At 67.6% G+C, this 21,266-nt stretch carries 22 protein-coding genes; 12 read left to right on the plus strand and 10 right to left on the minus strand.

The window, feature by feature from the left end:
• Window positions 1–36 precede the first annotated feature (36 nt).
• From kdpE to QZM35_RS34110, 8 genes are all read right to left on the minus strand, one after another.
• Window positions 37–735, minus strand: coding sequence for a two-component system response regulator KdpE (gene kdpE, locus QZM35_RS34075; protein ID WP_039370506.1), 699 nt, complete (start codon window positions 733–735; stop codon window positions 37–39).
• The gene (locus tag QZM35_RS34080) at window positions 728–3,571 is read right to left on the minus strand and encodes a DUF4118 domain-containing protein (RefSeq protein WP_089431505.1); all 2,844 of its coding nucleotides are present in this window, start codon (window positions 3,569–3,571) and stop codon (window positions 728–730) included. Before QZM35_RS34080 ends, kdpE begins: the two co-directional genes overlap by 8 nt.
• Before the next feature lie 162 nt (window positions 3,572–3,733).
• The gene (gene kdpC / locus QZM35_RS34085) at window positions 3,734–4,315 is read right to left on the minus strand and encodes a potassium-transporting ATPase subunit KdpC (protein ID WP_089431507.1); all 582 of its coding nucleotides are present in this window, start codon (window positions 4,313–4,315) and stop codon (window positions 3,734–3,736) included.
• 25 nt (window positions 4,316–4,340) lie between these two features.
• On the minus strand, window positions 4,341–6,425 hold the full coding sequence (gene kdpB, locus QZM35_RS34090; RefSeq protein WP_089431508.1) for a potassium-transporting ATPase subunit KdpB: 2,085 nt from the start codon (window positions 6,423–6,425) through the stop codon (window positions 4,341–4,343).
• A 54-nt stretch (window positions 6,426–6,479) separates the two neighbouring features.
• Window positions 6,480–8,285, minus strand: a complete 1,806-nt coding sequence (gene kdpA / locus QZM35_RS34095) for a potassium-transporting ATPase subunit KdpA (RefSeq protein WP_089425998.1) — start codon at window positions 8,283–8,285, stop codon at window positions 6,480–6,482.
• Entirely contained in the window at window positions 8,282–8,374 is a 93-nt protein-coding gene (gene kdpF / locus QZM35_RS34100) for a K(+)-transporting ATPase subunit F (RefSeq protein WP_006752209.1), read from the minus strand. The genes kdpA and kdpF overlap by 4 nt, the downstream gene beginning before the upstream one ends.
• A complete protein-coding gene (locus QZM35_RS34105; RefSeq protein ID WP_256976802.1) occupies window positions 8,371–8,493 on the minus strand; it encodes a hypothetical protein in 123 nt (40 codons plus the stop codon). Before QZM35_RS34105 ends, kdpF begins: the two co-directional genes overlap by 4 nt.
• A 194-nt stretch (window positions 8,494–8,687) precedes the next feature.
• Window positions 8,688–9,662: a quinone oxidoreductase gene (locus QZM35_RS34110; RefSeq protein ID WP_089426627.1), complete on the minus strand. Its 975-nt coding sequence runs from the start codon at window positions 9,660–9,662 to the stop codon at window positions 8,688–8,690.
• A gap of 519 nt (window positions 9,663–10,181) precedes the next feature.
• Between QZM35_RS34110 and QZM35_RS34115 the strand changes: the two genes are divergently transcribed.
• Together QZM35_RS34115 and QZM35_RS34120 are read left to right on the plus strand one after the other, a co-directional pair.
• Window positions 10,182–10,535 (plus strand): Rap1a/Tai family immunity protein, encoded by a 354-nt coding sequence (locus QZM35_RS34115; RefSeq protein ID WP_143329842.1) that lies wholly within the window; start codon window positions 10,182–10,184, stop codon window positions 10,533–10,535.
• A 16-nt stretch (window positions 10,536–10,551) separates the two neighbouring features.
• Entirely contained in the window at window positions 10,552–10,914 is a 363-nt protein-coding gene (locus QZM35_RS34120; RefSeq protein ID WP_301777580.1) for a T6SS effector amidase Tae4 family protein, read from the plus strand.
• Between the two features lie 228 nt (window positions 10,915–11,142).
• On the opposite strand, the gene QZM35_RS34125 is transcribed toward QZM35_RS34120, so the two are convergent.
• Window positions 11,143–11,535, minus strand: coding sequence for a methylglyoxal synthase (locus QZM35_RS34125; protein ID WP_089431514.1), 393 nt, complete (start codon window positions 11,533–11,535; stop codon window positions 11,143–11,145).
• A gap of 52 nt (window positions 11,536–11,587) precedes the next feature.
• Window positions 11,588–12,367: an SDR family oxidoreductase gene (locus tag QZM35_RS34130; protein WP_089426002.1), complete on the minus strand. Its 780-nt coding sequence runs from the start codon at window positions 12,365–12,367 to the stop codon at window positions 11,588–11,590.
• Between the two features lie 229 nt (window positions 12,368–12,596).
• Here QZM35_RS34130 and upp point away from each other — a divergent pair, with 229 nt between their 5' ends.
• From upp to QZM35_RS34180, 10 genes are all read left to right on the plus strand, one after another.
• A complete protein-coding gene (gene upp / locus QZM35_RS34135) occupies window positions 12,597–13,247 on the plus strand; it encodes a uracil phosphoribosyltransferase (protein ID WP_011352740.1) in 651 nt (216 codons plus the stop codon).
• Window positions 13,248–13,465: 218 nt separating this feature from the next.
• Window positions 13,466–14,194, plus strand: a complete 729-nt coding sequence (locus tag QZM35_RS34140; protein ID WP_011352741.1) for a YebC/PmpR family DNA-binding transcriptional regulator — start codon at window positions 13,466–13,468, stop codon at window positions 14,192–14,194.
• Between the two features lie 104 nt (window positions 14,195–14,298).
• Complete coding sequence (gene purD / locus QZM35_RS34145) at window positions 14,299–15,576, plus strand: phosphoribosylamine--glycine ligase (protein WP_301777581.1); 1,278 nt, start codon at window positions 14,299–14,301, stop codon at window positions 15,574–15,576.
• 118 nt (window positions 15,577–15,694) lie between these two features.
• Complete coding sequence (gene hemF, locus QZM35_RS34150; protein ID WP_089426004.1) at window positions 15,695–16,618, plus strand: oxygen-dependent coproporphyrinogen oxidase; 924 nt, start codon at window positions 15,695–15,697, stop codon at window positions 16,616–16,618.
• Entirely contained in the window at window positions 16,615–17,346 is a 732-nt protein-coding gene (locus QZM35_RS34155; protein WP_089431516.1) for a nicotinate-nucleotide adenylyltransferase, read from the plus strand. Before hemF ends, QZM35_RS34155 begins: the two co-directional genes overlap by 4 nt.
• Before the next feature lie 4 nt (window positions 17,347–17,350).
• Window positions 17,351–17,797, plus strand: coding sequence for a ribosome silencing factor (gene rsfS / locus QZM35_RS34160; RefSeq protein ID WP_089426006.1), 447 nt, complete (start codon window positions 17,351–17,353; stop codon window positions 17,795–17,797).
• 25 nt (window positions 17,798–17,822) lie between these two features.
• Window positions 17,823–18,293 (plus strand): 23S rRNA (pseudouridine(1915)-N(3))-methyltransferase RlmH, encoded by a 471-nt coding sequence (gene rlmH / locus QZM35_RS34165; protein ID WP_011352746.1) that lies wholly within the window; start codon window positions 17,823–17,825, stop codon window positions 18,291–18,293.
• Between the two features lie 51 nt (window positions 18,294–18,344).
• Window positions 18,345–18,977: a nucleoside triphosphate pyrophosphatase gene (locus tag QZM35_RS34170; protein WP_089431520.1), complete on the plus strand. Its 633-nt coding sequence runs from the start codon at window positions 18,345–18,347 to the stop codon at window positions 18,975–18,977.
• A 7-nt stretch (window positions 18,978–18,984) separates the two neighbouring features.
• Window positions 18,985–20,454, plus strand: coding sequence for a ribonuclease G (rng, locus tag QZM35_RS34175; RefSeq protein ID WP_069248507.1), 1,470 nt, complete (start codon window positions 18,985–18,987; stop codon window positions 20,452–20,454).
• A gap of 127 nt (window positions 20,455–20,581) precedes the next feature.
• Window positions 20,582–20,917 carry a YggL family protein gene (locus QZM35_RS34180; protein ID WP_039370464.1) on the plus strand — a complete coding sequence of 112 codons (336 nt, stop codon included), beginning with the start codon at window positions 20,582–20,584 and terminating at the stop codon, window positions 20,915–20,917.
• The last annotated feature ends 349 nt before the right edge of the window (window positions 20,918–21,266 follow it).

The following is a 21,266-nucleotide window of genomic DNA, read 5'->3' on the forward strand; positions in this document are numbered from 1 at the left end:
ACGCGCACGGGTGCAGCTGCGACCCGGCGACGCCCGTCATGCGGCGCCGACCAGCCGGTAACCGACGCCCGTCTCGGTCACGATGTACTCGGGCTGCGCCGGGTCGCGCTCGAGCTTCTGGCGCAGGTGCGCCATGTAGATGCGCAGATAGTGGTGGCTTTCGACGTGCGACGGCCCCCACACGTCGCGCAGCAGCTGGCGGTGCGTGAGCACGCGCCCCGCGTGCCGCACGAGCGTCGCGAGCAGCCGGTATTCGAGCGGCGTCAGGTGCACGATTTCGTTGTCGCGCCACACCTGGCGCAGCGCGAGATCGACGGTCACGGTGCCGAAGGTCACCTTTGGCGACTCGTTCGCGCCGCCCTGGTTACGCCGGCGCAGTTGCGCGCGGATCCGCGCGCGCAGTTCGGACACGCCGAACGGCTTGGTCAGGTAGTCGTCGGCGCCCGCATCGAGCGCCGCGACCTTCTCTTCTTCCTGCGTGCGCGCGGACAGCACGATCACCGGCACCTCGGACCAGCCGCGCAATTCCCGGATCACGTCGAGGCCGTCGGTATCGGGCAGGCCGAGGTCGACGATCACGAGATCGGGCTTGCGCGTCGCCGCGTCGATCAGCCCCTGCTTGCCCGTCTCGGCCTCGAACACCGCGATGTCCTCCTCCTCGAGCGCGGCGCGCACGAAACGGCGGATCTGCTTTTCGTCCTCGATCAGGACGACGGTCAGGCTGGGTTCACTCATGATCTGGCAATGATTCGGATGGGGACGACGCACCCGGCACTTCGGGTTCGTCGTCGGGTACGGCAGGCGCGGCCGGCGGCGTCTCGACCGGCAGCGTGAACCAGAAACGCGCGCCCGTCACGTGGCCGTCGGGTGCCGTCCGGTTGAACGCGCCGATTTTACCGCCGTGCGCTTCGACGATCGCGCGGCAGATCGCGAGGCCGAGGCCAATGCCCGGCGTCGCCGATTCCTTCTCGCCGCGCGTGAACTTGTCGAAGATCCGCGTTTCCATCCCGGCCGGCAGGCCGGGACCGTAATCGTCGACGAGCACGCGCACGAACGGCAGCCCGTCGTCGGTCACGCGCTCGGCGCCGATGTCGAGCGGCGTATCGGCCGGCGTGTACTTCGCCGCGTTCTCGAACAGGTTGGTGAACAGGCGCTCCATCAGCACCGCGTCCATCTGCAGGAGCGGCAGATCGGCCGGCAACACGACGCGCGCGGGATGGTGCGCAAGCACGCGCTTGCAGGCGGCGAGCGCGGCGCCGACGGTTTCCTCGAGCAGCGACCACTGGCGCTTCAACTGCAGGCTGCCGGCCTGCAGCCGCGCCATGTCGAGCAGGTTCGTGACGATGCCCGTCATCCGCAGCGCCTCGTCGTGGATCGCATCGACGAGTTCGCCCTCGCGCTGCGCGAAGCGTTCGGCCGCCGCGGCGTCGCCGCCCTGCGCGGCTGCGCGCCCGTTCGCGAGCATCGACGAGAAGCCGACGATCGTCGTGAGCGGCGTGCGCAGGTCGTGCGAGATCGCCGATAGCAGCGAGTTGCGCAGCCGCTCGGACTCCATGTTGACGAGCGCGTCGCGCGCGATCTCCACGTAGTGCACGCGCTCGAGCGCGAGCGCGATCTGCGCGGCGAACGCGTCGAGCATCCGCTGCTGCTCCGGCACCTCGAGTTCGCGCGGCTCGCGCGATGCGACCGCGAGCACGCCGCGCGTGCGCATCGGCGCCTTCAGCGGCAGGTACAGCGCGGCCGTCGCGGGCAACGTATCGGTGCCGCGGCCGGCCGGCTTCTGCTGGTCGTACACCCACTGGCCGACGTCGCTGTCGAGGTCGGTGCCCGTCAGCGTGACGGCCGCATCGGGCTCCTCGATCTTCTGGCGCACCTTGTCCGCACTGTCGGGCAGCAGGAACGCGACGCGCGCGCGGAACACCTCGCCCACGTGACGGCTGCCGATCTCGACGATCTGCTCGGTCGTCAGCGCCGCGCCCAGCTCGCGCGCCATCGCGTAGATCGCGCCGGTGCGGCGCTCGCGGCGCTGCGCGACGCTCGCCTGGCGCGTCAGCGTCGACGTCAGGTGGCTGATCACGAGCGACGTCAGCAGCATCCCGAAGAAGGTCAGCAGGTATTGCGTGTCGCTGACCGAGAACGACATGCGCGGCGGCACGAAGAAGTAATCGAACGCGGCCACCGACAGGAACGACTGCAGCACGCCCGGGCCGCGCCCGAGCCGCACGGCCGAGAACACGACGCCGAGCAGGTACAGCATCACGAGGTTCGTGAGGTCGAGCCGCTCGGACACGAGGCTCGCGACCACCGTGATCGCCGCGCAGATCGCGGCCGCATATACGTAATGCCGCGGCGGCGAACGGTGCGTGCCGAACTGCGCGAATGCATCGCGCCAGTCGCGCGCACGTGCGTCGAGGGGGGCTGCGCGCGCCTCGTCGCTCGCGGACGCCCGGATCAGCATCAGGTCGACGTCGCCCGCGCGTTCGGCCAGCTTCTCGCCGAACGGCCGCACGAAGCGGCGCACGAGCCCGACCTTCGGCGAGCCGCCCGCGACGATCTTCGACACGTTGCGCACCTTCGCATAGCCGATCAGCGCGGCAACCGCGTCGGCGCCGGCGAGCGTGGCCGTCTCCGCGCCGAGCTCGGCCGCGAGCTTCAGCGCATCGAGCGTGCGCTGCCGTCGCGCATCGGGCAGCCGCTGCAGGCGCGGCGTCTCCACATAGACGGCGATCCAGTCGGCCTTCAGGCTCGCGGCGAGCCGCGCGGCCGCGCGCACGAGCGTCGGCGCTTCAGGGCCGGGCCCGACGCACACGAGCAGCCGCTCGCGTGCCTGCCAGATGCGCTGGATCGAGCGGTCGGCGCGATACTCGCGCATCTGCGCGTCGACGCGATCGGCCGTGCGCCGCAGCGCCAGTTCGCGCAGCGCGATCAGGTTGCCCTTGCGGAAGAAGTTGCGCACCGCGCGCTCGGCCTGCTGCGCGAGATAGACCTTGCCGTCGCGCATCCGCTCGAGCAGCTCCTCGGCCGGCAGGTCGACGAGCGTGACTTCGTCGGCCGCATCGAACACACGGTCGGGCACCGTCTCCCACACGCGGATGCCGGTGATCGCGCCGACCACGTCGTTCAGGCTTTCGAGGTGCTGGACGTTGACGGTCGTGTAGACGTCGATGCCCGCGTCGAGCAGTTCGTACACATCCTGCCAGCGCTTCAGGTGCCGCGCGCCCTGCACGTTCGAATGCGCGAGTTCGTCGACGAGGATCAGTTGCGGCTCACGCGCGAGCGCGCCGTCGAGATCGAATTCGGCGAGCGTGCGGCCGCGATAGTCGATGCGCGCAAGCGGCAGCACGTCGAGGCCGTCGAGCAGCGCGGCGGTTTCGCTGCGCCCGTGGGTCTCGACGATGCCGACGACGACGTCGACGCCTTCCTGCAGGCGCTGGCGCGCGGCCTGCAGCATCGCGTAGGTCTTGCCGACACCGGCCGATGCGCCGAAGAAGATCTTGAGCTGGCCGCGCCGCTGCTTTTCTTCGTCACGCTGCAGCTTGTCGAGGAGTTGGTCTGGATCGGGACGATTCATGCGTCAGAAAGGCGGAGCGCCCGGATGCGCGCGAGTACGAGCATTGTTGTTCCAAATCGCCGCAAAAGGCAAAGACGGCGCATGCGCCGTCGGGAAAAGGCGCGCCCGGCGCGGATCGTGCCGCGCCGGACGCCGGTTGCCGTCGGAAGCCCGGACGCGCGCTCAGTGCGCGGCCTGCGCCGCATCGAGCGCGAGGTTCAGCTTCAGCACGTTCACGCGCGGTTCGCCGAGCACGCCGAACTGGCGGCCCGTCGTATTCGCGGCGACGAGCTGCGCGACCGCGTCGGGCGCCAGGTTGCGCGCCTTCGCGACGCGCTCGACCTGGTACGCGGCGGCGGCCGGCGTGATCTCCGGATCGAGGCCGCTGGCCGACGCCGTCACGAGGTCGACCGGCACGGGTTTCGACATGTCGGTGCCCGCGTCGCGCAGCGCTGCGATGCGCCCCTTCACCTGGTCGGCGAGCGACGGGTTCAACGGGCCCAGGTTCGAGCCGCCGGAGCCGGTCGCGTTGTACGGCATCGGCGAGGTCGCCGACAACCGGCCCCAGAAGTACTTCGGCGCATCGAACGGCTGGCCGATCAGGGCGGAGCCCACCGCCTTGCCGTCCTTGTCGATCAGGCTGCCGTTCGCCTGCGACGGGAACACGGCCTGGCCGAACACGGTCATCACGGCCGGATAGGCGAGCCCCGTCACGGCAGTCAGGACGACAAAGAGCACGACGAGCGGACGAATCAACGTTTTCATGATGTTTCCTTCAAATACGGCCGGCTCAGGCCCAGCCGAGTGCAGCGAGCGTCATGTCGATCAGCTTGATGAACGGGAACGGCAGCAGCACGCCGCCGAGGCCGTACACCAGCAGGTTGCGGCGCAGGAGCGACGCGGCGCCGAGCGGCCGGTACGTGACGCCCTTCAGCGCCAGCGGAATCAGCGCGACGATGATCAGCGCGTTGAAGATCACCGCCGACAGGATCGCCGACGCCGGCGACGTCAGGTGCATGATGTCGAGCACGCGCAGCTGCGGATACGTCGTCACGAATGCGGCCGGGATGATCGCGAAATACTTCGCGATGTCGTTCGCGATCGAGAACGTCGTCAGCGATCCGCGCGTCATCAGCATCTGCTTGCCGATCTCGACGATCTCGATCAGCTTCGTCGGGTTCGAGTCGAGGTCGACCATGTTGCCGGCTTCCTTCGCCGCCTGCGTGCCGGTGTTCATCGCCACGGCGACGTCGGCCTGCGCGAGCGCCGGTGCGTCGTTGGTGCCGTCACCGGTCATCGCGACGAGGCGCCCTGCGGCCTGGTGTTCGCGGATCGTCGCGAGCTTGGTTTCCGGCGTCGCTTCGGCAAGGAAATCGTCGACACCCGCTTCCGCCGCGATCGCCGCGGCCGTCAGCCGGTTGTCGCCCGTCACCATCACGGTCTTGATGCCCATCTTGCGCAGTTCCGCGAAGCGCTCCTTGATGCCGCCCTTCACGATGTCCTTCAGCTCGATCACGCCGAGTACGCGCGCCGCGCCTTCATGCAGGTCGGCCACGACGAGCGGCGTGCTGCCGCGGCGCGCGACTTCGTCGACCGCGCGGCGCACTTCTTCCGGGAAGCGGCTGCCGTGCGTCTCGACGTAGTGGCGGATCGCGTCGGCCGCGCCCTTGCGGATTTCACGGCCCGGCAGGTCGACGCCGCTCATCCGCGTCTGCGCGGAGAAGCCGATGAACGTCGCGTGCAGCTGCCCCATGTCGCGCTGGCGAATGTTGAAGCGCTCCTTCGCGAGCACGACGATGCTGCGGCCTTCCGGCGTTTCGTCGGCGAGCGACGACAGTTGCGCGGCATCGGCCAGCGCTTCCTCGGTCACGCCCGGCGCCGGCACGAACGTCGATGCCTGGCGGTTGCCGAGCGTGATCGTGCCGGTCTTGTCGAGGAGCAGCACGTCCACGTCGCCGGCGGCTTCCACCGCACGGCCCGACGTCGCGATCACGTTGGCCTGCATCATCCGGCTCATCCCGGCCACGCCGATCGCGGACAACAGGCCGCCGATCGTCGTCGGGATCAGGCACACGAGCAGCGCGACGAGCGCGGTGATCGTCACCACGTGGCCGGCCTTCATCGCTTCGACCGAGAACATCGAGAACGGCAGCAGCGTGGCGGTGGCGAGCAGCATCACGATCGTCAGCGCGACGAGCAGGATCGTCAGCGCGATCTCGTTCGGCGTCTTCTTGCGCTTCGCGCCTTCGACCATCGCGATCATCCGGTCGAGGAACGCCTCGCCCGGGTTCGCGGTGACCTTGACGACGATCCAGTCCGACAGCACGCGGGTGCCGCCCGTCACCGACGAGAAGTCGCCGCCCGATTCGCGGATCACCGGCGCGGATTCGCCGGTGATCGCCGATTCGTCGACCGACGCAACGCCATCGATCACCTCGCCGTCGGCCGGGATCACGTCGCCGGCCTCGACCAGCACGACGTCGCCACGGCGCAGCTCGGTCGCGGTCGTGATGCGGATCGGCGACTTCGGATGCGGCTCGTTGAGCTTCTTCGCCATCACGTCTTTCTTCGCGCTGCGCAGCGACGCGGCCTGCGCCTTTGAGCGCCCTTCGGCGAGCGCTTCGGCGAAGTTCGCGAACAGCACGGTGAACCACAGCCACAGCGCGATCGCGAGGATGAAGCCCGCGGGCGCCTCGGCCTGGCCGGCGAGCGCCGCGATCCACAGGATCGTGGTCAGGATGCTGCCGACGTACACGCAGAACATCACCGGATTGCGGAACTGCGTGCGCGGCGTGAGTTTCTTGAACGAGTCCACGATCGCCGGGCGCAGCAGCGCCGGATCGAACATGGACCGTGTTGCGGAATGTTGAGTCATTGCGATCTCTTCAATCTCTTCAGTCTTTTCAAGGTGTCGCCATGCGGGCGCGCATCACGCGCCCAGCCACATCATCAGGTGCTCGACGCCCGGGCCGAGCGCGAGCGCCGGCACGTAGGTCAGCGCGCCCACCAGCAGCACGGTGCCGAGCAGCAGCACGACGAACAGCGGACCGTGCGTCGGCAGCGTGCCGCTCGTCACCGCGATGCGCTTCTTCGCGGCGAGCGAGCCGGCGATTGCCAGCACCGGCACGATCGTGCCGAAGCGGCCGAACCACATCGCGATCGCGGTCATCCAGTTGTAGAACGGCGTGCCGACCGTCAGGCCCGCGAACGCGCTGCCGTTGTTGTTGGCGGCCGAGCTGAACGCGTACAGGATTTCCGAGAAGCCGTGCGGCCCCGGGTTCGCGATGCCGGCCTTGCCCGCATCGGCGAGCACGGCGATCGACGTGCCCACCAGCACCAGCAGCGGCGTGAGCAGCACGACGATCGACACCATCTTCATCTCGTACGCTTCGATCTTCTTGCCGACGTATTCCGGCGTGCGGCCGATCATCAGGCCGGCGACGAACACCGCGAGCAGCGCGAACACGAGCATCCCGTAGAGACCCGAGCCGACCCCGCCGTAGATCACTTCGCCCAGCTGCATCAGCAGCATCGGCACGAGGCCGCCGAGCGGCGTCAGCGAATCGTGCATCGTGTCGACGGCGCCGCACGACGCGGCCGTGGTCGCGACCGTGAAGATGCCGGTCTGCGCGATGCCGAAGCGCGTTTCCTTGCCTTCCATGTTGCCGCCCGGCTGCAGCGCGCTCGCCGACTGGTCGACGTGCAGCGCGGCGAGCGTCGGGTTGCCGGCCTGCTCGGCGCTCACCTCGAAGCCGATCGCGATCACGAACGCGACCGTCATCGCCGCGAGCACGGCGATGCCCTGCCGGCGGTCGCCGATCATGCGGCCGAACACGAGACACAGCGCGGCCGGGATGATCAGGATCGCGAAGATCTGCAGGACGTTCGCGAACGGCGTCGGGTTCTCGTACGGGTGCGCGGAGTTCGCGTTGAAGAAGCCGCCACCGTTGGTGCCGAGCATCTTGATCGCTTCCTGCGATGCAACCGGGCCCATCGCGAGCGTCTGCTTCGTGAGCGGGGTCGGCACCGTGACCGCGTTGCCCTTGTCGTCCTTCACCGGATTGCCCTGCGCGTCGAGCTTCGGCGCGGCGTAGGTGCTCGCCTGCAGCACCGGCACGTCCTGGTACGACTTCATGTTCTGGATCACGCCCTGGCTCATCAGCAGCGCGGCGATGACCATCGACATCGGCACGAGCACGTACATCGTCACGCGCGTGAGGTCGACCCAGAAGTTGCCGATCGTCTGCGCGGTATGACGCGCGAAGCCGCGGATCAGCGCGATCACGACGACGATCCCGGTTGCCGCCGACAGGAAGTTCTGCACGGTCAGGCCGAGCATCTGCGTCAGGTAGCTGACGGTCTGCTCGGGCGTGTAGTCCTGCCAGTTCGTGTTGGTGACGAAGCTGACGGCCGTGTTGAACGCGCCGTCGACCGTCATCGCACCGAACTGCTGCGGGTTGCCGGGCAGGAAGCCCTGCAGGCGCAGCAGGCCGTAGAGGAACAGCGCGCCGAGCGCGTTGAACGCGATCGTCGCGATCGCGTACTGCTTCCAGTTCATCTCGCTGCCGGCGTCGACGCCGGCGACGCGGTACAGCGCGCGCTCGAGCGGCCCGAACACGCGCACGACGCGCGAGCTGCCGTCCATCACCGCGGACAGATAGCGCGCGACCGGCACGGCCGCCGCCAGCAGCACGACGATGAAGAGCAGCGTCTGAAAGAGATTGTTCGCGTTCATTCAATGTCCTCCGCGCGCAGCAGCGCAAAGACGAGATACGCGAACAGCAGGGCCGTCGACGCGCCCGCCAGCCAAAGCATCCAGGTCATGCTCGCCCCCCGCGACCGTATTGCACGAGCTTGTCGCAACCGGCGACCAAACCGAGGATCAGCGCGGTGAAGAGCACCAGTGCGCCGATGAAAACCCCATCCATTTTTCTGTTCTCCATCGTCGAAATCAGACGACTAGAACCTTATGGGAACGCACGTAAAGGACGGGTCAAAGGTATCGGGGCGCGTATAAAAAACACGTAAACGTGGCATTCGGGGAGGACGACGGCGGGGACCGGGAGGCGGGACGGACGGCGCCGTGGCGCCGCCCGGACAAGCGCGTGCCGACGTGGCGCCGGCACGGGGAGGCAGGTCAGGGAACGAGGATCGTCGAGCCGGTGGTCTTGCGCGCTTCGAGATCTTCATGCGCGCGGCCGACTTCCGCGAGCGGATAGCGCTGGTTGATGCTGGTCTTCACCTTGCCCGACAGCAGCACGTCGAACAGCTCGGCGGCCGCGGCTTCGAGATCGGCGCGCTTCGCGATGTACGAGAACAGCGTGGGGCGCGTAAAGAACAGCGAGCCGCGCGACGAGAATTCCTTCGAGTCGATCGGCGGCAGCGGGCCCGACGCGTTGCCGAAGCTGACAAACAGCCCGAGCGGCGCGAGGCTGTCGAGCGAGCCGATGTAGGTGTCCTTGCCGATCGAGTCGTAGACGACCGGCACGCCGGCGCCGTTCGTGATCTCCTTCACGCGCTGCGTGAAGTTCTCACGCGTGTAGACGATCGGATGGTCGCAACCGTGCGACTTCGCGAGCGCGGCCTTCTCGTCGGAGCCGACCGTCCCGATCACGGTCGCGCCGAGCGCCTTCGCCCACTGGCACACGAGCAGGCCGACACCGCCGGCCGCCGCGTGGATCAGGATCGTGTCGCCGGCCTTCACCGGATACGTGCGGCGCAGCAGGTAGTGCGCGGTCAGGCCCTGCAGCATCACCGACGCCGCGTCGTCGTAGCTGATGCCGTCCGGCAGCTTCACGAGCCGGTCGACCGGCATCACGCGCTCCTGCGCGTATGCGCCCGGCGGTTGCCCGACGTACGCGACGCGGTCCCCCGCCTTGAGCGTGGTCACGCCTTCGCCGACGGCCGTCACCTCGCCCGCCGCCTCCATCCCGAGACCGCCGGGCAGCGCTTGCGGGTACAGACCGGTGCGGAAATAGACGTCGATGTAGTTGAGGCCGACCGCGTGCTGCCGGATGCGGACTTCACCCGCCTTCGGTTCGCCGACCTCGACATCGACCCACTTCATCACGTCCGGGCCGCCCGGCTGGTCGTATCGGATTGCTTTCGGCATCGTTTCGCTCCTCGTTTGTCTGGGAATCGTGTTCGGCGAATGCGTCGACATCGCCCCTGCGGTGATGCGTGCGAACACCGGTCATAAAATTTGATTCTCGCGCGTCCTGTGCCGTCATGCACCGCGCCATCGCAATCCCTTCACGTCTTTAGGGTTTTCGCCGGAAACGAATTGCAAGGGCCATGCATGCCGGAGGACGGCACGGCTTTGAACGAGTCGCAGCAGTGTGTTCGTCGCGCTTTCGAATCGATGACGGTCGTCACACTTCGACACCTTCAAATCATCGCTTTTGGGTCGAATGAATCTCCATTCCGTCCGCGATGGCCATGCCCGACCGCCCCTGCGCATCTTCGGCTTGCCGTTGGTACGCGACGAATCTGCCGCGCCTCGTCGTCGTACTCACCCCGGAATCGGCGACCTTGATACAGGTCGGCCTGGTTGCTCAACTTCTTGCCTCGCACATTTACGAGATGACGGTCGTGCTATTTTGCCGTTTGCCAAATTCGCCAAGCCTACGCCATGAAACTCTTGCTTATCCGGAATGTGGTCATTCTCGCGTCGTTGTCGGCAAGTATCGGCACCGCCACGGCGGCCGCAGTATCGCGCGTCGACGGCGTCCGGCTGCTCGACGACATGAACCGCTCCGACAACAGTCCGTACGCCGACGCCCAGCGCCACGCGATGGCCGGGTATCTGGCTGGCGTCGCCGATGCCACCGAGGGCAAGGAATGGTGCGACCACGGTCGCGTCAAACCGGGAGAAATCGATTCGGAAGTGATTGGCGATCTCCGGAAGCTACCAAGAGACGCGCTGAAGGCAAGCGCAGCAAGATTGGTTACCCATGTCTTGCAACAAAAATATCCTTGCCGTTAATCGAGGGAAAACCTGTTTGAAACCGCCGTTCTCTTTACTGAGCAGCCACTATCCAGGCAACAAGACTGTTTCGAGGGAAGCGCTTTACCAAGAACTGGGCTGGCAAGATCTGATTCAGAATCCGTCGTATGCAAATACCTGCGCCATTCGGATCAGTGTGGCTCTTGTCAAATGCGGAATAACGTTGCGTGGTGGACTGGTCATTCAGAAAGGGCCGCATCGTGGACGCCGTGTCGAGGCAGGCCAAGCCAGGCTAGCCAGGATGCTGGCGGAGCCGGCGTATTTCGGCAAAGCCGAAGCGTTTCGACGAGACGACGCGGTGCTCGGCATTGCCGCCAGAAAGGGCGTGGTCGCTTTCTGGAACATACCGGGTACATGAACGGTCGTGGCGGACATATCGACCTGATCGACGGTGCCCGAGCCCTCTGTGGCTCCGATTGCTAATGGGCGGCATCGGAAGTGTGGTTTTGGCCATTGCGATAATCGGCAGTACCCCGGCCCGGCGCAACCCATGCCGATATCGCCATCCTCGACGCACAGCGCCGCCATGCGGCAGAGAGACAGACATGGCGACGCCGGACAAGGATATTCGTGCCGCAGCCTGCGCCTAGCAGCGGTCCTGCATGTTGCGCGCCAGATCGTCGAGCAGCATCCGCGCGGTCGCGACATTGGTCGCGACCGGCACGTCGTGCACGTCGCACGCGCGCACCAGCGCGGTGATGTCCGGATCGTGCGGCTGCGCGGTCATCGGGTCGCGCAGGAACACGACGATGTCGACACGGCCGTCGACCAGTTCCGCGCCGATCTGCAGGTCGCCGCCGCACGGCCCCGACAGCTTGCGCTCGACGTCGAGCCCGTGCACGGCGGCGATACGGCCGCCCGTCGTGCCGGTCGCGACCAGCCGACATTGCGCGAGCGTCTCGCGGTACTGGCCCGCGAGCGCGACGATATCGTCCTTCTTCGCGTCGTGCGCAATCAGTGCGATGCGGGGTTTGCTCATCTCCGTTTCCTTCGTGGTTCGATTAGTGTCGTCGTGAAAGGCGGTGCGTGCGTCAGAACGTGCCCGGATACGCGCCGCCGTCGAGCAGCCAGTTCTGCCCGGTGATGTAGCCGGCATGCACGCTGCACAGGAATGCGCACGCCGCGCCGAACTCTTCGCGCGTGCCGAGGCGGCCGGCCGGGATGTCCTTCGTGCGCCGCGCGCGCAGCTCGTCGACCGTCACGCCCTGCGCCTTCGCCGACGCGGCGAGCGTGGTCGCGATCCGGTCGGTGTCGAACAGGCCCGGCAGCAGGTTGTTGATCGTCACGCCCTGCCCCGCGACCTTGCGCGACAGCCCCGCGACGAAGCCGGTCAGCCCCGAGCGCGCGCCGTTCGACAGCGCGAGCACGTCGATCGGCGCCTTCACGGCCGAGCTCGTGATGTTGACGATCCGGCCGAAGCCGCGCGCGATCATCCCGTCGACGGTCGCGCGGATCAGCTCGATCGGCGTCAGCATGTTCGATTCGAGCGCGCGGATCCAGTCGTCGTGCGAGAAGTCGCGGAAGTCGCCGGGCGGCGGGCCGCCGGCATTCGTCACGAGAATGTCCGGCTGCGGGCACGCGGCGAGCGCGGCCGCGCGCCCGTCCGGCGTCGTGATGTCGCAGGCGACCGCGGTCACCGACACGTTCGCGCCGGCGCGGATCTCCTCCGCGGTTTCCTCCAGCGTGTCGCGCGTGCGCGCGACGATCACGAGGTTCACGCCCTCGGCGGCCAGCGCTTCCGCGCAGCCGCGACCGAGCCCCTTGCTGGCCGCGCACACCAGCGCGGTCTTTCCTTCGATGCCGAGATCCATCGTCGATTCCTTGGTGGCGACACGCGCCGGCTCGGCCCGATCACGCCGGCGCACGAACCCCGGACGGGTCAGGCGGGCAATCGGGCGGGCGCGGGCGCGCGGATTGTCGTGAGACGTCGATATTATCCGGATCATGCGGCGCGCCTTGGTAAAATTGCGGGCATAAGCGCGCGGCCGGCTTGCGCCCGCCACCGCCCCCGATCCTCTTTTGCCGCCAAGGCGCCCCGTCATGAAACAGGACAGCCGTTTCCCGAATCTCTTCATCACCGATCACCCGCTGATCCAGCACAAGCTCACGCACATGCGCGACAAGGACACGTCCACGCGCACGTTCCGCGAGCTGCTGCGCGAAATCACGCTGCTGATGGGCTATGAGATCACCCGCAACCTGCCGATCACGACCAAGCGGGTCGAAACCCCGCTCGTCGAGGTCGACGCGCCGGTGATCGCGGGCAAGAAGCTGGCGATCGTGCCGGTGCTGCGCGCGGGCATCGGGATGTCGGACGGCCTGCTCGACCTGGTTCCGTCCGCCCGCGTCGGCCACATCGGCGTGTACCGCGCCGACGACCACCGCCCGGTCGAATACCTGGTGCGCCTGCCGGATCTGGAAGACCGCATCTTCATCCTGTGCGACCCGATGGTCGCGACCGGCTACTCGGCCGTGCACGCGGTCGACGTGCTGAAGCGCCGCAACGTGCCGGCCGCGAACATCATGTTCGTCGCGCTGGTCGCGGCGCCCGAAGGCGTGCAGGTGTTCCAGGACGCGCACCCGGACGTGAAGCTGTTCGTCGCGTCGCTCGATTCGCACCTGAACGAGCACGCGTACATCGTGCCGGGCCTCGGCGACGCGGGCGACCGCCTGTTCGGCACCAAGAACTGACGCACCGGCACGGCCGCGCGACGCGCGGCCCGGCCCGCGACGGCCTGCCCGGCCGTCCGGCCATGCGCGGCGGCCCCGATCCGGCGGTCGCCGCGTGATAAAATCTCGATCCACTCGACACGCGCGGCCCCGCGGCTTCATGCCCGCCGAAACGGCCGCCGATTCAACGACACATTGAAACAATCGCCCGCGCTGTGCGCCCGGGCACGGAGAAAGGTATGGCTGGTCATTCGAAATGGGCCAACATCAAGCATAAGAAGGCAGCGGCCGACGCGAAGCGCGGCAAGATCTGGACCCGCCTGATCAAGGAAATCCAGGTCGCGGCGCGCCTCGGCGGCGGCGACGTCAACTCGAACCCGCGCCTGCGTCTCGCGGTCGACAAGGCGGCCGACGCGAACATGCCGAAGGACAACGTCAAGCGCGCGATCGATCGCGGCGTCGGCGGCGCGGATGGCGCGAACTACGAGGAAATCCGTTACGAAGGCTACGGCATCAGCGGCGCGGCGATCATCGTCGACACGCTGACCGACAACCGCACCCGCACGGTCGCGGAAGTCCGCCACGCGTTCTCGAAGTTCGGCGGCAACATGGGCACCGACGGCTCGGTCGCGTTCATGTTCGATCACGTCGGCCAGTTCCTGTTCGCACCGGGCACGTCGGAAGACGCGCTGATGGAAGCCGCGCTCGAAGCCGGCGCGAACGACGTGAACACGAACGACGACGGCTCGATCGAAGTGCTGTGCGACTGGCAGGCATTCTCGGCGGTGAAGGACGCGCTCGAAGCCGGCGGCTTCAAGGCCGAGCTCGCCGAAGTGACGATGAAGCCGCAGAACGAAGTCGAATTCACCGGCGACGACGCGGCGAAGATGCAGAAGCTCCTCGACGCGCTCGAGAACCTCGACGACGTGCAGGACGTGTATACGAACGCCGTCATCGTCGAGGAATGAGGTGCCGGCCGCCGTGTTCCTGTCGCGGCGGCGGCCCGACCGAATCCGCGGCCGGCGCGCCTGAGCGTGCCGGCCGCCCTGTTTTCTAGTCTGCGGGGAATCCCATGAAACTACTCGTCGTCGGTTCCGGCGGCCGCGAACATGCGCTGGCGTGGAAGCTCGCGCAGTCGCCGCGCGTCCAGATGGTCTACGTCGCGCCCGGCAATGGCGGCACGGCGCAGGACGAGCGTCTGAAGAACGTCGACATCACGGCGCTCGACGAACTCGCCGATTTCGCGGAACGCGAAGGCGTCGCGTTCACGCTCGTCGGGCCGGAAGCGCCGCTCGCGGCCGGCATCGTCAACCTGTTCCGCGCACGCGGCCTGAAGGTCTTCGGCCCGACCCGCGAAGCCGCGCAGCTCGAGAGCTCGAAGGATTTCGCGAAGGCGTTCATGAAGCGCCACGGCATCCCGACCGCCGAGTACGAAACGTTCTCCGACGTGGCCGCCGCGCACGCGTACATCGACGCGAAGGGTGCGCCGATCGTCGTGAAGGCCGACGGCCTCGCGGCCGGCAAGGGCGTCGTCGTCGCGATGACGCTCGAAGAAGCGCACGAAGCCGTCGACATGATGCTGTCGGGCAACAAGCTCGGCGACGCCGGCGCGCGTGTCGTGATCGAGGAATTCCTCGATGGCGAGGAAGCGAGCTTCATCGTGATGGTCGACGGCAAGCACGCGCTGGCGCTGGCGTCCAGCCAGGACCACAAGCGCCTGCTCGACGAGGATCGCGGCCCGAACACCGGCGGCATGGGGGCGTATTCGCCCGCGCCGATCGTCACGCCGCAGATGCACGCACGCGTGATGCGCGAGATCATCATGCCGACCGTGCGCGGGATGGAGAAGGACGGCATCCGCTTCACGGGCTTCCTGTATGCGGGCCTGATGATCGACAAGGAAGGCAATCCGCGCACGCTCGAGTTCAACTGCCGGATGGGCGACCCGGAAACGCAGCCGATCTTGGCGCGCCTGAAGAGCGATTTCTCGAAGGTCGTCGAGCAGGCGATCGCAGGCACGCTCGACACGGTCGAGCTCGACTGGGACCGCCGCACCGCGCTGGGCGTCGTGCTGGCCGCGCACGGTTATCCGGACGCGCCGCGCAAGGGCGACCGCATCAACGGGATCCCGGCCGAGACCGAACAGGCCGTCACGTTCCACGCAGGCACGTCGCTCGACGGCGACAAGCTGACGACGTCCGGCGGCCGCGTGCTGTGCGTGGTCGGCCTCGCCGATTCGGTGCGCGAAGCGCAGCAGCATGCGTACGACACGATCAACCAGATCAATTTCGAAGGCATGCAGTACCGCCGCGACATCGGCTTTCGCGCGCTCAACCGCAAGAGCGCCTGACGCTGCAATTGCCGCCCCGCCCGCGCGCGGCGGCGGCTCGTCTGCCGGGGTTCGATAGAATGCCCGGCAGAAGCCTTTTTTACGGCCTCCGCTTCGGGCGGGGGCACCCAGTCCAGACATGACCGATTCGACCTACGACGTGGCGCGCGTGCGCACGTACCTCCAGGGCCTGCAGACACGCATCGCCGACGCGCTCGGCGCGCTCGACGGTACGCCGCTCGCGACCGACGCATGGCAACGCGGGCCGGCCGAACGCCTGCGCGGCGGCGGCTGCACGCGGATTCTCGAAGGCGGCCGCGTGTTCGAACGCGCGGGGATCGGCTTTTCCGACGTCGCGGGCGATGCGCTGCCGCCGTCGGCGAGCGCGGCGCGCCCGCAGCTTGCCGGCCGAGGCTTCGAGGCGCTCGGTGTGTCGCTGGTGCTGCACCCGCGCAATCCTTACTGCCCGACCGTCCACATGAACGTGCGGATGCTGATCGCGACGAAACCGGGCGAGGAGCCCGTGTTCTGGTTCGGCGGCGGCATGGATCTGACACCGGTGTACGGTTTCGAGGACGACGCCCGGCATTTCCACCAGACCTGCAAGGATGCGCTCGATCCGTTCGGCGTCGAGCTCTACCCGCGCTTCAAGAAGTGGTGCGACGAGTATTTCTTCCTGAAGCACCGCAACGAGATGCGCGGCATCGGCGGGATCTTCTTCGACGATTTCTCGGAGCCCGGTTTCGAACGCTCGTTTGACCTGATGCAAAGCGTCGGCGACGCGTTCCTGCAGGCCTACCTGCCGATCGTCGAGCGGCGCGCCGAGCTGCCGTACGGCGAGCGCGAGCGCGACTTCCAGGCGTACCGCCGCGGCCGCTACGTCGAATTCAACCTCGTGTTCGACCGCGGCACGCTGTTCGGCCTGCAAAGCGGCGGCCGGACCGAGTCGATCCTGATGTCGATGCCGCCGGTCGCGAACTGGCGCTACAACTGGCAGCCCGAGCCGGGTTCGCCGGAAGCGCGCCTGTACAGCGACTTCATCGTGCCGCGCGACTGGGTCTGACCCTGCCTCAAGCAAAGGACGCGTTTCTGGACACCACCGCCCGCCCCGCCCCGCTGCCGCGTCGTATCGGCTTGCTGGGCGGCACTTTCGACCCGATCCACGACGGCCATCTCGCGCTCGCGCGCCGGTTCGCCGAACTGCTCGGCCTGACCGAACTCGTGCTGCTGCCCGCCGGGCAGCCGTACCAGAAGCGCGACGTGTCGGCCGCCGAGCATCGGCTCGCGATGACGCGCGCGGCCGCCGGCTCGCTGTCCGTGCCGGGCGTGACCGTGACCGTCGCCACCGACGAGATCGAGCACGCCGGCCCGACCTATACGGTCGAGACGCTCGCGCGCTGGCGCGAGCGGATCGGCCCGGACGCGTCGCTGTCGCTGCTGATCGGCGCCGACCAGCTCGTGCGCCTCGACACGTGGCGCGACTGGCGCAAGCTGTTCGACTACGCGCACATCTGCGTGTCGACGCGCCCGGGGTTCGACCTCGGCGCGGCGCCACCGGACGTCGCGCAGCAAATCACCGCGCGGCAAGCCGGCGCCGGCGTGCTCAAGGCCACGCCGGCAGGCCACCTGCTGATCGATACGACCCTTTCGTTCGACATAGCCGCGACCGACATCCGCGCCCACCTGCGCGAATGCATCGCGCGCCATGCGCAAATGCCCGACGCATCGGCCGAGCATGTGCCGGCCGCCGTATGGGCCTATATTCTTCAACATCGCCTCTACCATTCCTGAATCCATGGATATTCGCAAACTGCAGCGCGTGATCGTCGACGCCCTCGAAGACGTCAAGGCGCAAGACATCAAGGTGTTCAACACCAGCCACCTGACCGAACTGTTCGACCGCGTGGTCGTCGCTTCGGGCACCTCCAACCGCCAGACCAAGGCGCTCGCGTCGAGCGTGCGTGACAAGGTCAAGGAAGCCGGCGGCGACATCGTCAGCTCCGAAGGCGAAGACACCGGCGAATGGGTGCTCGTCGACTGCGGCGACGCAATCGTGCACATCCTGCAACCGGCCCTGCGCCAGTACTACAACCTCGAGGAAATCTGGGGCGACAAGCCCGTGCGGATGAAGCTCGGCGGCGGCAAGGGCAACGGCTTCGCCCAGGCCAGCGAAGGCGACGACGAAGAAGAGGAAGCCGCGCCCGCCCGCCCGGCGCGCAAGACGGCCGCTCGCCGCCGTTGAGCCCCGATTCGTCAAGCGTCTTCCGATGAAGCTTTTCATCCTTGCGGTCGGCCACAAGATGCCGGGCTGGATCGCATCCGGCTTCGACGAATACACGAAGCGGATGCCGCCCGAGCTGCGCATCGAGTTGCGCGAGATCAAGCCCGAACTGCGTTCGGGCGGCCGCAGCGCCGAAAGCGTGATGGCGGCCGAGCGGCAGAAGATCGAGGCCGCGCTGCCGAAGGGCGCGCGCCTCGTCGCGCTCGACGAGCGCGGCCGCGACTGGACCACGATGCAGCTCGCCCAGGCGCTGCCCGGCTGGCAGCAGGACGGCCGCGACGTCGCGTTCGTGATCGGCGGCGCCGACGGGCTCGATCCCGAACTGAAAGCGCGTGCCGACACGCTGCTGCGCATCTCGAGCATGACGCTGCCGCACGGGATGGTGCGCGTGCTGCTCGCCGAACAGCTTTACCGGGCGTGGAGCATCACGCAGAATCACCCCTACCACCGCGCATGACGTGTCGTCCTCGAGACGCGCGCCACGCGCGCACACCGAGATAACGACACCATGCCGTCCAGCACGCCCCCCGCGCTTTTCCCGACCCTTTACCTCGCTTCGCAAAGCCCGCGCCGCCAGGAGCTCCTGCAACAGATCGGCGTACGCTTCGAGCTGCTGCTGCCGCGCCCCGACGAGGACGCCGAGGCGCTCGAGGCCGAACTGCCCGGCGAAGCCGCCGATGCCTACGTGCGGCGCGTGACCATCGCCAAGGCCGAGGCTGCGCGTGCACGCCTCGTCGCGAGCGGCAAGCCGGCGTCGCCGGTGCTGGTCGCCGATACGACCGTCACGATCGACGGCGCGATCCTCGGCAAGCCGGCCGACGCCGACGACGCGCTCGCGATGCTGACGCGCCTCGCCGGCCGCGAACACGCGGTGCTGACCGCCGTCGCCGTGATCGATGCCGACGGCGAACTGCTGCCGCCCGCGCTGTCGCGCTCGACGGTGCGCTTCGCGGCCGCGTCGCGCGACGCGTACGCGCGCTACGTCGAATCGGGCGAGCCGTTCGGCAAGGCCGGCGCGTACGCGATCCAGGGGCGCGCCGCCGAGTTCATCGAGCGAATCGACGGTTCCCATTCAGGTATCATGGGTCTGCCCCTTTTTGAGACTGCCGCGCTGCTGCGTGTCGCGCGCGTCGCCTTCTGAACCCACCATGAACGAAGAAATCCTGATCAACCTCACGCCGCAGGAAACGCGGGTCGCACTCGTCCAGCAAGGCGCGGTGCAGGAGCTTCACGTCGAGCGCACGCTGTCGCGCGGGCGGGTCGGCAACATCTATCTCGGCAAGGTCGTGCGCGTGCTGCCCGGCATGCAGTCGGCGTTCATCGACATCGGCCTCGAACGCGCGGCGTTCCTGCACGTCGCCGACATCTGGCATCCGCGCCTCGCGGGCGAGCCGCAGTCGGGCACGCCGCACCAGCCGATCGAGAAGATCGTGTTCGAAGGCCAGACGCTGATGGTCCAGGTGATCAAGGATCCGATCGGCACGAAGGGCGCGCGGCTGTCGACGCAGGTCAGCATCGCGGGCCGCACGCTCGTCTACCTGCCGCAGGAGCCGCATATCGGCATCTCGCAGAAGATCGAGAGCGAGGCCGAACGCGAGGCCGTGCGCGCGCGCCTGACGGCCGTGATCCCGCCGGACGAGAAAGGCGGCTACATCGTGCGCACGATCGCCGAGGATGCCACCTCCGACGAGCTCGCCGGCGACGTCACGTACCTGCGCAAGACGTGGGCGACGATCGTCGCCCAGGCACAGCGGCTGCCGGCGACGAGCCTGCTGTACCAGGATCTCGATCTCGCGCAGCGCGTGCTGCGCGATTTCGCGAACGACGACACGACGCGTATCCAGGTCGATTCGCGCGAGACGTACCAGCGCCTGTCGGAATTCGCGGGCGAATTCACGCCGGCCGTGAGCCCGAAGCTGCACCACTACACGGGCGAGCGTCCGCTGTTCGACCTGTACAACATCGAGACGGAGATCCAGCGCGCGCTGTCGCGCCGCGTCGACCTGAAGTCGGGCGGTTACCTGATGATCGACCAGACCGAGGCGATGACGACGATCGACGTGAACACGGGCGGCTACGTCGGCGCACGCAACTTCGACGACACGATCTTCAAGACCAACCTCGAGGCCGCGCATACGATCGCGCGGCAGCTGCGGCTGCGCAACCTCGGCGGGATCATCATCATCGACTTCATCGACATGGAAAACGCCGAGCATCGCGACGCGGTGCTGTCCGAGTTGAAGAAGGCGCTGTCGCGCGACCGCACGCGCGTGACGGTCAACGGCTTCTCGCAGCTCGGGCTCGTCGAGATGACGCGCAAGCGCACGCGCGAATCGCTCGCGCACGTGCTGTGCGAGCCGTGCCCGACCTGCCAGGGCAAGGGCCAGGTGAAGACGTCGCGCACCGTGTGCTACGACATCCTGCGCGAGATCCTGCGCGAGTCGCGGCAGTTCAACCCGCGCGAATTCCGCGTGATCGCCGCGCAGCAGGTGATCGACCTGTTCCTCGACGAGGAGTCGCAGCATCTCGCGATGCTGATCGACTTCATCGGCAAGCCGGTGTCGCTGCAGGTCGAATCGAACCTGAGCCAGGAGCAGTACGATATCGTGCTGATGTAACGTTCCGTCCATCCGCCGCCGGCATCGCCGCGCGGCGCTTCGATGCGGCGCCCGGGCCGCCCGCGCATGTCGCGCCGGCACCCGCCGCCGCCCTTTCACCCTACCCTTTTCGCATTCACCACACACCATGAGCCAAGGCCACAACCGCCGCCAGCGCAAGAAACTCCACATCGGCGAATTCCAGGAACTCGCGTTCAACGCCACCGCGCATTACCGCAACGAAATGACCGACCTCGAGCGCGGCGAACTGATCGACGCGTTCATCGACTTCGTCGAAGCGAACGGGCTGCTGACCGTCGCGTCGGCGGACGAAGGCATCGGCGCTTACGTGATTTCCGGCGCGCCGCGCGGCACGACGACCGACGCCGACCGCGAGCTCGTGCGCGGCTGGCTGGCCGCACGGCCGGAACTGTCCGACGTCAAGGTCAGCGAATTCACCGACGCGTGGTACCCGGAAGCCTGAGTTTCCGGCTTCACGCCCGTCGCGCAGCGCCCGCGCCTGCCCGCCGCCACGGCGGGTGAGGCCGGCGCCGCCCCGCTCCCTCCGCCTCGCCTCCCCATCCTCTCCCGCCATCGCGCGACATCCGCGCCACCGGCACCGACTCACACGATTTCCGCCGCGTCGACGGTGATTACCCCGATTTCGGCAGTGAATCGGACGCTTACTTCAATTTAACGTTGCTTAAAAGACGGCTCGCGCCGGCAGACCTACTCTGATCGCCAGGAATCCGATGTTTTCCGGTGCGATCGGCAAGCAAGACGAAAGAATGCAAACCGCTCGCCCGACCGATGTTCCGGATTCCGGTACGGGC

The sequence above is a fragment of the Burkholderia sp. AU45274 genome, assembly GCF_030482505.1.
Classification (GTDB): Bacteria; Pseudomonadota; Gammaproteobacteria; order Burkholderiales; family Burkholderiaceae; genus Burkholderia.

What these genes read in the sequence shown, in the direction of transcription:
- kdpE (WP_039370506.1), bottom strand. Translation starts at nt 735, where the DNA reads ATGAGTGAACCCAGCCTGACCGTCGTCCTGATCGAGGACGAAAAGCAG.
- QZM35_RS34080 (WP_089431505.1), bottom strand. Translation starts at nt 3,571, where the DNA reads ATGAATCGTCCCGATCCAGACCAACTCCTCGACAAGCTGCAGCGTGAC.
- kdpC (WP_089431507.1), bottom strand. Translation starts at nt 4,315, where the DNA reads ATGAAAACGTTGATTCGTCCGCTCGTCGTGCTCTTTGTCGTCCTGACT.
- kdpB (WP_089431508.1), bottom strand. Translation starts at nt 6,425, where the DNA reads ATGACTCAACATTCCGCAACACGGTCCATGTTCGATCCGGCGCTGCTG.
- kdpA (WP_089425998.1), bottom strand. Translation starts at nt 8,285, where the DNA reads ATGAACGCGAACAATCTCTTTCAGACGCTGCTCTTCATCGTCGTGCTG.
- kdpF (WP_006752209.1), bottom strand. Translation starts at nt 8,374, where the DNA reads ATGACCTGGATGCTTTGGCTGGCGGGCGCGTCGACGGCCCTGCTGTTC.
- QZM35_RS34105 (WP_256976802.1), bottom strand. Translation starts at nt 8,493, where the DNA reads ATGGAGAACAGAAAAATGGATGGGGTTTTCATCGGCGCACTGGTGCTC.
- QZM35_RS34110 (WP_089426627.1), bottom strand. Translation starts at nt 9,662, where the DNA reads ATGCCGAAAGCAATCCGATACGACCAGCCGGGCGGCCCGGACGTGATG.
- QZM35_RS34115 (WP_143329842.1), top strand. Translation starts at nt 10,182, where the DNA reads ATGAAACTCTTGCTTATCCGGAATGTGGTCATTCTCGCGTCGTTGTCG.
- QZM35_RS34125 (WP_089431514.1), bottom strand. Translation starts at nt 11,535, where the DNA reads ATGAGCAAACCCCGCATCGCACTGATTGCGCACGACGCGAAGAAGGAC.
- QZM35_RS34130 (WP_089426002.1), bottom strand. Translation starts at nt 12,367, where the DNA reads ATGGATCTCGGCATCGAAGGAAAGACCGCGCTGGTGTGCGCGGCCAGC.
- upp (WP_011352740.1), top strand. Translation starts at nt 12,597, where the DNA reads ATGAAACAGGACAGCCGTTTCCCGAATCTCTTCATCACCGATCACCCG.
- QZM35_RS34140 (WP_011352741.1), top strand. Translation starts at nt 13,466, where the DNA reads ATGGCTGGTCATTCGAAATGGGCCAACATCAAGCATAAGAAGGCAGCG.
- purD (WP_301777581.1), top strand. Translation starts at nt 14,299, where the DNA reads ATGAAACTACTCGTCGTCGGTTCCGGCGGCCGCGAACATGCGCTGGCG.
- hemF (WP_089426004.1), top strand. Translation starts at nt 15,695, where the DNA reads ATGACCGATTCGACCTACGACGTGGCGCGCGTGCGCACGTACCTCCAG.
- rsfS (WP_089426006.1), top strand. Translation starts at nt 17,351, where the DNA reads ATGGATATTCGCAAACTGCAGCGCGTGATCGTCGACGCCCTCGAAGAC.
- rlmH (WP_011352746.1), top strand. Translation starts at nt 17,823, where the DNA reads ATGAAGCTTTTCATCCTTGCGGTCGGCCACAAGATGCCGGGCTGGATC.
- QZM35_RS34170 (WP_089431520.1), top strand. Translation starts at nt 18,345, where the DNA reads ATGCCGTCCAGCACGCCCCCCGCGCTTTTCCCGACCCTTTACCTCGCT.
- rng (WP_069248507.1), top strand. Translation starts at nt 18,985, where the DNA reads ATGAACGAAGAAATCCTGATCAACCTCACGCCGCAGGAAACGCGGGTC.
- QZM35_RS34180 (WP_039370464.1), top strand. Translation starts at nt 20,582, where the DNA reads ATGAGCCAAGGCCACAACCGCCGCCAGCGCAAGAAACTCCACATCGGC.